The organism is Cryptosporangium aurantiacum (genome assembly GCF_900143005.1).
Lineage (GTDB): Bacteria > Actinomycetota > Actinomycetes > Mycobacteriales > Cryptosporangiaceae > Cryptosporangium > Cryptosporangium aurantiacum.
Genome location: NZ_FRCS01000018.1, coordinates 128,870 through 141,551, shown reverse-complemented (window position 1 = coordinate 141,551; position 12,682 = coordinate 128,870). Strand labels below are relative to the sequence as shown.

The window sequence follows — 12,682 nt, the reverse complement described above, 5'->3', positions numbered from 1 at the left end:
AGCGCACCCCGCCTGCCGAGCGCACCCCGCCTGCCGAGCGCACCCCGCCTGCCGAGCGCACCCCGCCTGCCGAGCGCACCCCGCCTGCCGAGCGCACCCCGCCTGCCGAGCGCACCCCGCCTGCCGAGCGCACCCCGCCTGCCGAGCGCGCGGCGCGTCCCCGAAGCGAACAACTAGCCTGAGCAGCAGGCCGTCACGCAGCGAGAGGGACACGGTGGAGCTACTTCATTCCGGCAAGGTGCGGGACGTCTACCTGGACGGCGACGACCTCATCCTGGTGGCCTCCGACCGAGTCTCGGTCTACGACGTCGTGCTCCCCACGCCGATTCCGGGCAAGGGCGCAGTGCTCACCCAGCTGTCGCTCTGGTGGTTCGACCAGCTTGCGGACGTGGTGCCGAACCACATCATCAGCAGCGATGTCCCGGCGGAGTGGGCAGGGCGCGCGGTTCGCTGCCGACGGCTGAAGATGGCGCCGGTGGAGTGCGTTGCGAGGGGCTACCTGACCGGCGGAGGGCTGGCCGAGTACCGGCAGACCGGGACGGTGTCCGGCATCCCGCTGCCGCCGGGCCTGGTCGACGGCTCGAAGCTGCCCGAGCCGATCTTCACGCCGAGCACGAAGGCCACCGAGGGGCACGACGAGCCGATCTCGTTCACCGAGGTCGAGGAGACCGTCGGCAAGGAGGAAGCCGCCCGACTGCGCGACCTCACGCTGGAGATCTACCGCCGCGGCGCCGACCTGGCTGCCGAGCGCGGCATCATCGTCGCCGACACGAAGGTCGAGTTCGGCTGGGCGCCGGACGGCACGCTGGTGCTGGGCGACGAGGTGCTGACGTCCGACTCGTCGCGGTTCTGGCCGGCCGACGAGTGGGAGCCGGGGCGTCCGCAGCGCTCGTACGACAAGCAGTTCGTCCGCGACTGGGCAACGAGCACGGGCTGGGACAAACAAGCCCCGGCTCCGGAGATCCCCGCCGAGATCGTCGCCGCGACCCAGGCCCGGTACATCGAGGGCTACGAGCGGATCACCGGCCTGCAATGGCCCCCGGCCTGACGGCGTCCCACTGCGAGGCGACGATCTCGTCGAGCGTGGACCGGTACGGATCCCAGCCCAGCGCAGCCCGGGCCCGCGAGGTGTCTGCGTAGAGCGAGGGCGCCTCGCCGGGGTTCGCCGGGTGGTGTTCGAGCGCCACCGGACGGCCGGTGACCCGCTCGGTCGCCGCGACGACATCCGCGACAGCCGCGGCGACCCCGCCGAGGTTGTAGACGCCGGTCGGTCCGCGTAGTGCCCGGACGAATGCGTCCGCGACGTCAGCGACGTGGACGAAGTCCCGAACCGCACTGCCGTCGCCGTTCACCCGGAGGGCGGGCTCCAGCCCGGCCGCCACCGCTACCGCCTTCGGCACCAGCCGGGTGCGGTCGTGGTCACCGCGGCCCGCCACCGCACCGGCGGCGTTGAAGATGCGCAGGATCGTCGCCGGCCCCACGTACCGGGACACGGCCTGCTCGGCCGCCATCTTCGTCGCGCCGTACGGGTTGAGCGGTGCGAGCGGGGCGTCCTCGGTGATCGGCTGTCGCTCGGGGACGCCGTAGACCGCGCTGGTCGACGCGAACACCACCGGACGTCCACGGAGCGCGTCGAGTAGCGCCGCGGTGTCGAGGGCGTTGACCCGGTGGTATCGATCGGGGTCGGTCAGCGACTCGCGGGCCTGGGTCAGCGCAGCGAGGTGACAGACCGCGTCGATGCCGTCCAGCGGTGGGGCGGCGAGGGTTCCCCGGACGGTGGTGACGTCCGGGACGGTTGCCTCCCCCCGGGTGAGCACGGTGACGTCGTGTCCGTCTGCGAGCAGTGCCCGGACCACCGCCGAGCCCACGTATCCGGTTCCACCGGTGACCAGTACCCGCACTCGGCCAGCCTGCCACCCCGCCAGCACCGAACCCACCCCGCCAGCACGGGACCCACCCGCCAGCACGGGACCCACCCGCCAGCACGGGACCCACCCGCCAGCACGAAACCCGCCAAAGCGGAGCCCGCCCGCCAGCACCGAACCCCTCCCGCCGGTGCGGAGCGCCGTCCGGCGAGCAACGATGGGGCGCATGCGCGTAGACATCTGGTCGGACATCGGCTGCCCGTGGTGCTACGTCGGCAAGCGTCGCTTCGAGAACGCGCTCGCCGACTTCGAGCACCGGGACGACGTCGAGGTCGTTTATCACTCGTTCGAACTCGACCCGACGCACCCGACCGACAAGACCGTGCCGGTCACCGAAATGCTCATCGGCAAGTTCGGGATGCCGCGCGCCCAGGTCGAGGCAGCGGAGGCCCGGCTCGCCACGACTGCGGCCGATGAGGGCTTGAAGTACGACCACAACCGGCACGCGGGCAACACGTTCGACTTCCACCGGCTCGCGCATTGGGCCACCGAACAGGGCAAACAACAGCAACTGCTGGATCACGCCTACGCGGTGCACTTCGGCGAGGCCAAGTCCGTCCACAGCACGGACGCGCTGGTCGAGCTCGCCGCCGACGCCGGGCTGGATCCCGACGAGGCACGGGCGGTGCTCACCGAGGACCGATACGCCGACGACGTCCGCGCCGACGAGAAGCAGGCGCGCGAACTAGGAATCACCGGCGTGCCGTTCTACGTGCTCGACGGACGCTACGGCGTGTCGGGCGCCCAGCCGACCGAGGTCTTCGCTCAGGCACTGGCCCAGGCGTACGACAAGGCTTAGATTTTCTCTATGGCGTTACCAAGAGTGATCGCTAGAACTCTGTGAGTGTCTCCTTGCCCCGACTCAGCCTCGGGGCCAAGGTGGCCCGAGCGGCTTGCAGCGGTGCTGGGAGGGGACGCGTGGACGCGCAACTGATGGCAAGGTTGCACCGGGTCGCCGCGGCAGGTGGACCCGTGATCGTCGCCGCCGCGGCCACCGCGAACTGGCCCGCGGTGAAGGCACGGTTCGTGGCCGTGCTGGGCCACGGCCACCGCGGCCGGGAAGAGGTACAGGGCGAGCTGCTCGAGGAGACCAACCAGGCGATCGCACACGCCCCCGCCGGCTTGCTCGACCAGATCACCCACGATCAGGAGGGCCGCGCCCAGCAACTGCTGCTCCAGGCGATGCTGGTGGATCCGTCGGTCTCCGACGACCTGGAGAAGCTCCTCGCCGAGCTGAACCCGCCGCCGGAGGAGGACGACGAGCCCGACCCGCCACCTCCCGCTAACCGGCCAACCGTTCTCCGCCCCCGCATCCTCGGCGCACCCTGGACATGATCAGCCGGGCGGAATCTCCAGTTCGGTGAGCGAGGTCGGCAACGGAGACTCGGACGGCGTCGGCCGAGCACTGACCACTCCCACTGCCGGAGGTCGTTCCGTCGGCCCGGCGGAGTCGGGAGCGGTCTCGTCCGGCCGGGCCGACCCCTCCCCAGGGGACGCCGGCGCGGGCCGCGACGTCGCCGCGCCCGACTCGCCAGGTGTCGGTGCCGCCCGGAAAGACTTGTCCCCGCTGAATTCGAAGGACTCAAAAGGCTCAACCCAGTCGTCGGAGAGCGCCCGCGCGGTCGCTGTGGTCGACGGCGACGCGCGCACCAACGTCGGGCGGGAGCGCGGGCTCCGCGCCACGTACGGGCGGCGGGCCTCACGCTCCGACCAGCCGAACGCCGGTTCCCGGGTCGGCGTGACCGAACCGGCCTGCCCGGCAGGCAACCCCTCGGCCCGCGGAGGCGACGACGGCCCCGGCTCGACGGGCCTGATCCGCACCAGGTCCACGCCCGCGTTCGCGACCGCGAGCAGCGCCCCGGTCGAGCCGGTCGCCAGCGCACACAGGGCGATCAGCCCGCCCAGCTGTGCCCGGCGACGACGGGGAGACGCGGTCCGCAGCCGGTGCAACGCGCCACCGGGGATCAGGTCCTGTCCTGCCTGCCGCATCACCACTCCTCCCCGCCGTCACCGGGCGACGGCGACCGGGGAGATACCGGCGCTGCCTGCTGACGCACTCATCGTCCGCCGCACCCCCGGTAGCGGGCGATCCTGGCGGCCCCGGCGTTCGCTCAGGCTCCGCTGGCCGATCGGTGGACGGCGGGGTTCACCTCCGCACGCACCGGACACCGAAGCGAACAGTCAGTTGCACGATGGGTTTCTTCCGGGCACGGACGGGCAGGGTTCTGACATGCTGGCGTTGAGGGCCACCGCCGCCCTCGACGTTCCACAACGCCCGGTGTCACCCGCGCCACCCCTGTGAGCGGCACCGGTATGAGGCTTGTTCGGGTCCGGCGCACGCCCAACCATCGGTCGCGCAGACCGTGCCCCGACCAAGCCTCATCGACCACCATCGGTGCGGTGACCCCGCGCCGAGGGCACGAGCGAGGAGATCGGCATGTCCGAGTCCGTCCCCGACAACCCCCGCCCGCTCGGCGAGGCTGCCGTCGCCGAACGAGGCTTCGTCCAGCTGCTCACCCCCGAGGGCGAACGCGTTCACGACTCTGATTACGACGTCGATCTGAGCGACGCCGAATACCGCGGGTTCTTCCGCGATCTGGTTCTCGTCCGACGCGTCGACGCTGAGGCCACCGCACTCCAACGCCAGGGTCAACTCGGCCTGTGGGCGTCCCTGCTCGGCCAGGAGGCGGCGCAGATCGGCTCCGGCCGCGCGCTCCGCCCGCAGGACATGGCGTTCCCGACCTACCGGGAACACGGCGTCGCCTGGTGCCGGGGAGTCGACCCGCTGCACGCGCTGCGGATGTTCCGCGGCGTCGACCTCGGTGCCGCCGACCCGCACGCCCACAACTTCGCGATGTACGCGATCGTCATCGGCGCGCAGTGCCTGCACGCGACCGGCTACGCGATGGGTGTCCAGAAGGACGGCCGGGTCGGCGGCGAGGACGGCCAGGCGGTGATCGCTTACCTGGGCGACGGCGCGACCAGCCAGGGCGACGTCAACGAGGCGTTCGTCTGGGCCGCAGCGTTCACCGCGCCGGTCGTCTTCTTCTGCCAGAACAACCAGTACGCGATCTCCGCACCCACCGACCGGCAGACCCGGGTGCCGCTCTACCAGCGAGCCGCCGGGTTCGGTTTTCCCGGCGTCCGGGTCGACGGCAACGACGTGCTGGCCACGTACGCGGTCACTCGCCGCGCGCTGGACGACGCCCGGCACGGTCAGGGGCCCGCGTTCATCGAGGCGTTCACGTACCGGATGGGCGCGCACACCACGTCCGACGACCCGAGCCGCTACCGCATCGCCGCCGAGCTCGAGGAGTGGCGGCTTCGCGACCCGATCGAGCGTCTTCGGTCGTTCCTCATTCGTCAGCAGGTCGCCGATCAGGGCTTCTTCGACGAGGTCGATGCCGAAGCCGACGCGCTGGCGGCGCGGGTCAGAGCCGGCTGCCTCGACCTGCCCGATCCGGACCCGGACAGCCTGTTCGACCACGTCTACGCCGGTGAACACCACGTGCTGCAACAGCAACAGGAAACCTTCCGCGCCTATCAGTCGGAATTCCTAGCTTCTGACGCCGAAACCGAGCGGAGTACCGTCCCCGGCCGGGAAGGGAGCCGTCGATGACGTCGATGTCGCTGGCCAAGGCGTTGAACGCGGGACTGCGGACCGCGCTGGACACCGATTCGAAGACGCTGATCATGGGAGAGGACGTGGGGCGCCTCGGCGGCGTCTTCCGCGTCACCGACGGTCTGCAGAAGGACTTCGGAGAGCATCGGGTGATCGACACCCCGCTCGCCGAGTCCGGGATCATCGGCACCGCGATCGGCCTGGCGATGCGTGGGTACCGGCCGATCTGCGAGATCCAGTTCGACGGGTTCGTGTACCCGGCCTACGACCAGATCGTCAGCCAGCTCGCGAAGATCCACTACCGGTCACAGGGCCAGGTCAAGCTCCCGGTCGTCGTCCGCATCCCGTACGGCGGGGGGATCGGCGCAGTCGAGCACCACAGCGAATCGCCGGAGGCGTATTTCGTCCACACCGCCGGGCTGAAGGTCGTGACCTGCTCGAACCCGGCCGACGGTTACACGATGATCCAGCAGGCCGTCGCCTCCGACGACCCGGTGATCTTCTTCGAGCCGAAGCGCCGGTACTGGGAGAAGGGCGATGTCCCGGACGAAGTCCCGCCCGCTGACTGGTACCCGCTGCACTCCGCCCGGGTGGTTCGGCCGGGCACCGACGCCACGCTGGTCGGGTACGGGCCGATGGTCCGCACGCTGCTGGAGAGCGCGGAGGCCGCGACCGAGGACGGCCGCGATCTCGAGGTCATCGACCTGCGCACGCTCTCCCCGCTCGATCTGGAGGCGGTGTACGCATCGGTGGAGCGCACCGGCCGGCTGATCGTCGTCCACGAGGCTCCCGGCACACTGGGGCTCGGGGCGGAGATCGCGGCCCGGGTCACCGAGCGGTGCTTCTACTCGCTCGAGGCGCCGGTGCTCCGGGTGACCGGTTATGACACGCCGTACCCGCCGGCCCGGCTGGAGGACGACTACCTGCCCGACCTCGACCGGGTCCTCGACGCGGTCGACCGGTCTTTCGGCTTCTAGGAGAAGGTATGGCGGACATCCGCACGTTCGACCTGCCAGACCTCGGCGAAGGACTGACCGACGGGGAGATCCTGCGCTGGCTCGTGGCACCCGGCGACACGGTGACGCTCAACCAGCCGATCGTCGAGGTGGAGACCGCCAAGGCCGCGGTCGAGATCCCATCGCCGTATGCCGGAGTGGTCACCGCACTCCACCACGAGGAGGGCGCCACCGTCGAGGTCGGTTCGCCCCTGATCGCGATCGACACTGCTCCGGGCGCGGCTTCCCCGCCGTCGAACGACCCTTCCCACGCTGATTCGGACGCTACGACAGCGGCGATTTCCGAGGCGCCACCGTCCGCAGAACCCGACGCGGAGATCGGCGGCCGTACCCCGGTTCTCGTCGGGTACGGCCCCCGCAGCGGCCCCGCACGCCGCCGCGCACGCCGCGCCACCCCCGAACCGGAGAACGCTCCGGCCATCGGCGGCGCGGGCCTCTCCGGCGACCGGGCCGAACCCGCACCGGACGAGACGCTGCCGCTGCTTCCCACGATCCCCGACGCGCTCGCCGCCGGTGCGAAGCCGGTCCGGCACGGCGGTCTGGAGATGGGCAGGGCAGCCGAACGGGCGGCGACCGCAGCCGGCACCGTCACCGCACTTCCGGTCAGCACGGCCACTCGAACGCACCCCGCGTCGACGACCCGTCCCCGGGCCAAGCCGCCGGTGCGGAAACTCGCCCGCGACCTCGGCGTCGACCTGGCCACCGTCCCTGCGACCGGCCCGGACGGCACGGTCAGCCGCGACGACGTGCAGCGCGCTGCGTCCGCCTCGGTCGTCACGGCGGAACCGGCGCAGGCCGCCCCGGAAGCTGGGAACGCGCGGGAGCAGCGGATACCGGTCCGCGGCGTGCGGAAGCTGACCGCGGAGGCGATGGTCACCAGCGTGGCGACCGCGCCGCACGTCACCGAGTGGCTCACGGTGGACGTCACGCGGACGCTGCGCGCGGTCCGACGCCTGCGGGCGAACCCGGCGTTCGCGGACGTCCGGGTCGGGCCGCTGCTGCTGGTGGCGAAGGCCGTGCTGCTGGCCGTGCGGCGGCGTCCGGAGCTGAACTCCAGCTGGGTGGACGGTCCGGACGGCGCCGAGATCGTGCTCAAGGACTACGTGAACCTGGGCATCGCCGCCGCCACCCCGCGTGGACTGATCGTGCCGAACATCAAGGACGCCGGTCGGCTGCCGCTGCCCGAGCTCGCGTCGGCGCTCGACTCGCTGGTGACCGTCGCGAAGTCCGGCAAGACGCCACCCGCTGATCTGTCCGGCGGCACGCTCACGATCACGAACGTCGGCGTGTTCGGGGTGGACGCCGGGACGCCGATCCTCAACCCGGGCGAGGCCGCGATCCTCTGCGTGGGGCAGATCGCCGAGCGTCCCTGGGTGCACCGGGGTGTCGTCAAGCCGCGCGCGGTGTGTCAGCTCGCGCTGTCGTTCGACCACCGGATCGTCGACGGGGAGGGCGGCTCGAGGTTCCTCGCCGATATCGGGCGTTTCCTCACCGACCCCGAAGGCACGGCGCTCGCCTGGTCCTGACGTCGTTCTGACCTCGGCCCCTCCGCGCGCCCGCGGAGGGGCCGATATCCGTGTGCGGTTCGGATCGCTCAGGTCCGGCGGAGTCCGCCGATGGTAGACGTGACGAAATCATGACCGGGACGCTCGTACTGTTAGCCCGCCGACACGCCGACGGTGGGGTGTCTCACCGTAATTTCCCTGGAATAAATCAGTGATCGGGCGCATTATTGAAGGCGTACAGATCGAAACACCGACGGAAAGAAGGCGGTACCGTGTCCACGCTAGCCCAGAGGCTCCGTGAGCGACGCACTGCGCACCGCCGCGCCCGAGCCCTGGAGAGGGTTCTGGCACGGGTGCCGGAAGGCACGATGCGCGACGAGATCCTCGAGATCGCGAGCCGGCAGAGCTCCCTGAGCTGATTCGGCCTCGGCGGGCCTTGACCCCGCCGACGCGATTCTCGACCGGTCGTGGCCGCCCCCACGACCCCAAAGCCCGGTGCCGACAACGGCACCGGGCTTTCGGCATTCGCGGGCGGGAACGACGTCCTCGGCGGGTAATTGGGCGCCAGCGTGTGACAGGAGTTGTGGTGTTCGTACCCTGTCACCGGTTGACCCGATAGCGTCCCAGTCTCGGACCGTATCCGCACCGGTGGAGGAGTCGCCGCGATGACCGAGGGCAGTCGCCCACCTGAGCCGCCGTCCCCATCGGAGCGGGATCCGGAGGCACCACCGTCCGGCGCGCCTACATCCGGAGCCCCGGCGCCGGCCGCACCGACTTCCGGGGCGCCGACCTCGGGCCCTCCGACGCCGGGCGAGCCCGGTCGCGAATCCGCACCGGATGATCCGGAGGCCACGCAGGTGATCCCGCCGTCCGCGGCGAAACCGACGTCGGAGGCTCCGGCCGCCGACCCGGACGGGGCCGAGGCCACGCAGGTGATCCCGCCGCCCGCAGCGGACGATTCGCGCGCGACGACGCCGATCACCACGCCGCCGCGCCCGACGTCGCCCGCGCCCGCGGCCCACCCACCCACAGCCCAGCCACCCGCGGCCCAGCCACCGGCTGCCGCGCCGCCGGCAGCCCAGCCGCCCGCGGCGTCGCATCCCTCGACGCCGCAAGCAGCTCCGCCGCCGGCCGCCGCCACGCCGACGTCGGCTCCCCCGAGCCCGGCCCAGCCGTCTCCGGCCGGTCCACCCCCAGCAGCCCCGTCGCCCGCGCAGCCGTCGTCCGGCCCGCCCGCGCCGGCGTCTCCGGCCCCGCACGCGCCGACCCGACCAGGGCCGCCCGCCGCGGCCGCACCGCAGTCGGGACCGCCCGCGGCGGCCCAGCCGCACTCGGCCCCACCCGCCGCAGCTCGCCCGCAGTCAGGACCGCCAGCCGCCACCCAACCGCCGTCAGGGCCGCCCGCCGCGGCCGCACCGCAGTCGGGACCGCCCGCGGCCCATCAGTCGGGACCGCCTGCGACCCAGCCGCAGTCGGGACCGCCCGCGGCGGCTCGGCCGCACTCGGGACCGCCAGCCGCGGCTCAGCCGCACTCTGGGCCGCCGGCCCAGCAGGCTCAGCCGGGCCCGGCCGCGCCCCCGAGCGCGCCACCGCCGACGCCGGGCACGCACCAGCAACCGACCAGCGGTGGCCCTGGCGGCACCGTCTACGGCGCGCCGCCGCAGCCCGGCGCTCCGGGCTGGAGCCCGCCCGGCACCCAGCCCTCGGGCCCGCAGCCCACAGGATTCCAGCCCCCAGGCGGCCAGCCGCCAGGTACACAGCCTCCCCCCGGCACACAGCCTCCGCCTGGCACGCAGCCCCCGCCCGGGCAGTCTTACGGCCACCAACCCGCCTGGAGCCCCACCGGCACGCCCACCACCGGGCCCATCCCGACCGCGCCTCCCGGCACTCCGCGGCCGCCGGGTGCCCCGACACCTCCCGGCGGCGCCCCCACTGCGCCCACCGCGCCGAAGAAGCCCTGGTACAAGCGCGGCCCGATCATCGGGGGCGTGATCGCCGCGGTCGTCGTGCTCGTGCTCTGTGTCGGCGGCGTGCTCTGGGCCGCCGGAGCAGTCGTCGGCAACGACTACTCGACCGGCAAGTGCATCAAGCGCGAAGCGTCCGGCGACAAGGACCGTGCGGTCCCCGTCGACTGCGGCGAGGACGGCGCCTACAAGATCATCGACCGGGTCGACGATACGACGAAGGTCGAGGACGGCTCGTGCCCGCCCGACACCACCGACGCGTTCGTCAACTTCAAGGACGAGTACGTCCTCTGCCTGCGGAAGCAGGGCTGACACCCGGCCTCGGACGAACCCGGAACCGGCGGGCAGACTGGTGGCGTGACTGCTACCGACTCCGCCCGCCGGTTCCGCGTCCGCGCTCCTGAGCTGCGTGGTCGCGGCTGGCTGAACACCGGCGGCCGCGAACTCTCCCTGGCCGACCTGCGCGGCCGGATCGTGCTGCTCGACTTCTGGACGTTCTGCTGCATCAACTGCCTGCACGTCCTCGAGGAGCTGCGTCCGGTCGAGGAGGAGTTCGGCGACCAGCTCGTCGTGGTCGGCGTCCACTCGCCGAAGTTCGAGCACGAACGTGACCCGGAGGCCCTGGCGGCCGCGGTCGAGCGGTACGACGTGCCGCATCCGGTACTCGACGACCCCGAGCTGATCACCTGGCAGCAGTACGCCGCCCGGGCCTGGCCGACGCTCGCCGTCGTGGACCCCGAGGGGTACCTGGTCGCCTCGATGTCCGGCGAGGGGCACGCGGAAGGGCTCCGCCGGCTGATCCGTGAGCTGATCGACCAGCACACGGCCAAGGGGACGCTACGCACCGACGGCGTGCTGCCGGAGAAGACCGCCCGGGAGGACACCGAACTCCGGTTCCCCGGCAAGATCGCGCTGCTGCCCGGCGGATCGTTCCTGGTCAGCGACTCGGCGCACCACTCGATCGTCGAGCTCGCCGCCGACGGCGAGACCGTGCTGCGGCGGATCGGGACGGGCGTGCGGGGATCGGTCGACGGCACCGTCGAGACTGCCCAGTTCGCCGAGCCGCAGGGCGTCTGCGTGTTGCCCGCCGCGATCGCGGAGAAGATCGGCTACGACGTCCTGGTCGCGGACACCGTCAACCACCAGCTGCGAGCCGTCTCGCTCGCCGACGGCACCGTGCGAACGGTCGCGGGCACCGGTGAGACCTGGCGGGGCGCTCCGGGTGACCCGGTCGACGTCCCGGCCGACCCGCTGGCCGCCCGGCTGTCGTCGCCGTGGGACGTGGCCTGGTACGAGCCGATCAACGCGGTCGTCGTCGCGATGGCCGGTACTCACCAGCTCTGGTCGTACGACCCGGTCGCGGAGAAGCTCGCGGTGTACGCGGGCACCACTGTGGAGTCGCTGCGCGACGGGACGCTGGAGCAGGCCTGGTTCGCCCAGCCGTCCGGGCTGGCGAGCGACGGCACCAAGCTCTGGATCGCCGACTCGGAGAGCTCGGCGTTGCGCTGGATCGAAGACGGCGAGGTGCACACCGCCGTGGGCAAGGGCCTGTTCGACTTCGGTGCGATGGACGGACCCGCCGCCGACGCGCTCTTCCAGCACCCGCTCGGCGTCGCGGTGCTGCCGGACGGGTCGGTCGCGGTCTGCGACACGTACAACAACGCGGTTCGACGCTACGACCCGGTCACGAACGAGGTATCCACACTGGCCACCGGCGTGGCCGAGCCCTCCGGAGCGGTGGTGGCCGACGGGACGCTCGTCGTGGTGGAGTCCGCGGCGCACCGGGTCGTGCGTCCGATTCCGCCGGGAACCATGTCCTCGGTGGCCCAGGTGGACGGTACGCGGCACCGGACGAAGCGCCCGCCGGTCGAGTTGAGCCCGGGGCCGATCCGGGTGGAGGTCGTGTTCGAGCCGCCGGCCGGCCAGAAGCTGGACGACCGGTACGGGCCGTCGACGCGGCTGGAGATCTCCGCGAACCCGCCGGCCTTGCTGGCGGACGGACTCGGCGTGACCACCGACCTGGAGCGCCAGATCGTTCTCGCCGCCGCGCGCGACGAGGCGGAGCCGACCGCGGACGGGGACGGCGTCCTGCAGGTCATCGCGCACGCGGCGAGCTGCGATGTGGAGGGCCCGAACCCGGCGTGCCACCTGAGCCGCCAGGACTGGGGTATCCCGATCCGCCTAGTCCCCGGCGCCCCGACCGAACTCGTCCTCATGCTCCGAGGCGTTACACCCTGACAGCGCGAAGCCCCGGCCGCGGGAGCGGTCGGGGCTTCTCGGCAGTGCGCTCAGAGCGGCGGAGGCGGCTGGGTGGGATCGTCGGTGTAGATCCGCTCCCTGGTCGTCTGGGTCGCCCGCTTCCGCGGCCCCCAATAGAAGACGCTGATCAGGATCCCGACGACGCCGATGAACATCAGGATCCAGCCGACCGCCTGAAGGTTGATGCCCTGCAGGTCGACCGTGACGGCAAAGGCAAATATTGCGCCGAGGGCGATCAGAAAGAGCCCCGCGCCGATACCCATGTCGACCTCCCGGTCGTGTTCGCCAGGTGGCTTCGCCGGTTGCGTCGCCACGGGGCCTCGTACCCGGCAGATGGCTGCCTGACACGCGATTCCGAACGGCCCGTGTGAATGCGACCGACGCTACTCCA

Annotated in this window: 11 protein-coding genes and 1 pseudogene; 9 read left to right on the top strand and 3 right to left on the bottom strand. The window is 72.0% G+C overall.

The window, feature by feature from the left end:
- Both BUB75_RS47395 and BUB75_RS37265 read left to right on the top strand, forming a co-directional pair.
- Nucleotides 1-182, top strand: a pseudogene (locus BUB75_RS47395) (sigma-70 family RNA polymerase sigma factor); the annotation flags it as partial.
- Between the two features lie 32 nt (nt 183-214).
- Entirely contained in the window at nt 215-1,048 is an 834-nt protein-coding gene (locus BUB75_RS37265) for a phosphoribosylaminoimidazolesuccinocarboxamide synthase (RefSeq protein ID WP_245806369.1), read from the top strand.
- Here the strand turns inward: BUB75_RS37265 and BUB75_RS37260 are convergent.
- A complete protein-coding gene (locus tag BUB75_RS37260; RefSeq protein WP_073264263.1) occupies nt 1,020-1,901 on the bottom strand; it encodes an NAD-dependent epimerase/dehydratase family protein in 882 nt (293 codons plus the stop codon). The two genes, BUB75_RS37265 and BUB75_RS37260, sit on opposite strands and share 29 nt — an antisense overlap.
- Before the next feature lie 190 nt (nt 1,902-2,091).
- Here BUB75_RS37260 and BUB75_RS37255 point away from each other — a divergent pair, with 190 nt between their 5' ends.
- Both BUB75_RS37255 and BUB75_RS37250 read left to right on the top strand, forming a co-directional pair.
- Nucleotides 2,092-2,724 (top strand): DsbA family oxidoreductase, encoded by a 633-nt coding sequence (locus tag BUB75_RS37255; RefSeq protein ID WP_073264261.1) that lies wholly within the window; start codon nt 2,092-2,094, stop codon nt 2,722-2,724.
- Between the two features lie 119 nt (nt 2,725-2,843).
- A complete protein-coding gene (locus BUB75_RS37250; protein ID WP_143175663.1) occupies nt 2,844-3,260 on the top strand; it encodes a hypothetical protein in 417 nt (138 codons plus the stop codon).
- On the opposite strand, the gene BUB75_RS37245 is transcribed toward BUB75_RS37250, so the two are convergent.
- Complete coding sequence (locus BUB75_RS37245; protein WP_073264257.1) at nt 3,261-3,914, bottom strand: hypothetical protein; 654 nt, start codon at nt 3,912-3,914, stop codon at nt 3,261-3,263.
- A gap of 448 nt (nt 3,915-4,362) precedes the next feature.
- On the opposite strand from BUB75_RS37245, the gene pdhA reads away from it, so the two are divergent.
- From pdhA to BUB75_RS37215, 5 genes are all read left to right on the top strand, one after another.
- On the top strand, nt 4,363-5,544 hold the full coding sequence (gene pdhA, locus BUB75_RS37240; protein WP_084742179.1) for a pyruvate dehydrogenase (acetyl-transferring) E1 component subunit alpha: 1,182 nt from the start codon (nt 4,363-4,365) through the stop codon (nt 5,542-5,544).
- Nucleotides 5,541-6,524 (top strand): alpha-ketoacid dehydrogenase subunit beta, encoded by a 984-nt coding sequence (locus tag BUB75_RS37235; RefSeq protein WP_073264255.1) that lies wholly within the window; start codon nt 5,541-5,543, stop codon nt 6,522-6,524. Before pdhA ends, BUB75_RS37235 begins: the two co-directional genes overlap by 4 nt.
- Before the next feature lie 8 nt (nt 6,525-6,532).
- Nucleotides 6,533-8,089, top strand: coding sequence for a dihydrolipoamide acetyltransferase family protein (locus BUB75_RS37230; protein WP_073264253.1), 1,557 nt, complete (start codon nt 6,533-6,535; stop codon nt 8,087-8,089).
- Between the two features lie 1,967 nt (nt 8,090-10,056).
- Nucleotides 10,057-10,344, top strand: a complete 288-nt coding sequence (locus BUB75_RS37220; protein WP_073264249.1) for an LppU/SCO3897 family protein — start codon at nt 10,057-10,059, stop codon at nt 10,342-10,344.
- Between the two features lie 45 nt (nt 10,345-10,389).
- Complete coding sequence (locus BUB75_RS37215) at nt 10,390-12,270, top strand: NHL domain-containing thioredoxin family protein (RefSeq protein WP_073264247.1); 1,881 nt, start codon at nt 10,390-10,392, stop codon at nt 12,268-12,270.
- A 50-nt stretch (nt 12,271-12,320) separates the two neighbouring features.
- On the opposite strand, the gene BUB75_RS37210 is transcribed toward BUB75_RS37215, so the two are convergent.
- Nucleotides 12,321-12,605: a DUF6458 family protein gene (locus BUB75_RS37210; RefSeq protein WP_143175662.1), complete on the bottom strand. Its 285-nt coding sequence runs from the start codon at nt 12,603-12,605 to the stop codon at nt 12,321-12,323.
- Nucleotides 12,606-12,682 lie beyond the last annotated feature (77 nt).

What these genes read in the sequence shown, in the direction of transcription:
- BUB75_RS37235 (WP_073264255.1), top strand. Translation starts at nt 5,541, where the DNA reads ATGACGTCGATGTCGCTGGCCAAGGCGTTGAACGCGGGACTGCGGACC.
- BUB75_RS37255 (WP_073264261.1), top strand. Translation starts at nt 2,092, where the DNA reads ATGCGCGTAGACATCTGGTCGGACATCGGCTGCCCGTGGTGCTACGTC.
- pdhA (WP_084742179.1), top strand. Translation starts at nt 4,363, where the DNA reads ATGTCCGAGTCCGTCCCCGACAACCCCCGCCCGCTCGGCGAGGCTGCC.
- BUB75_RS37245 (WP_073264257.1), bottom strand. Translation starts at nt 3,914, where the DNA reads ATGCGGCAGGCAGGACAGGACCTGATCCCCGGTGGCGCGTTGCACCGG.
- BUB75_RS37230 (WP_073264253.1), top strand. Translation starts at nt 6,533, where the DNA reads ATGGCGGACATCCGCACGTTCGACCTGCCAGACCTCGGCGAAGGACTG.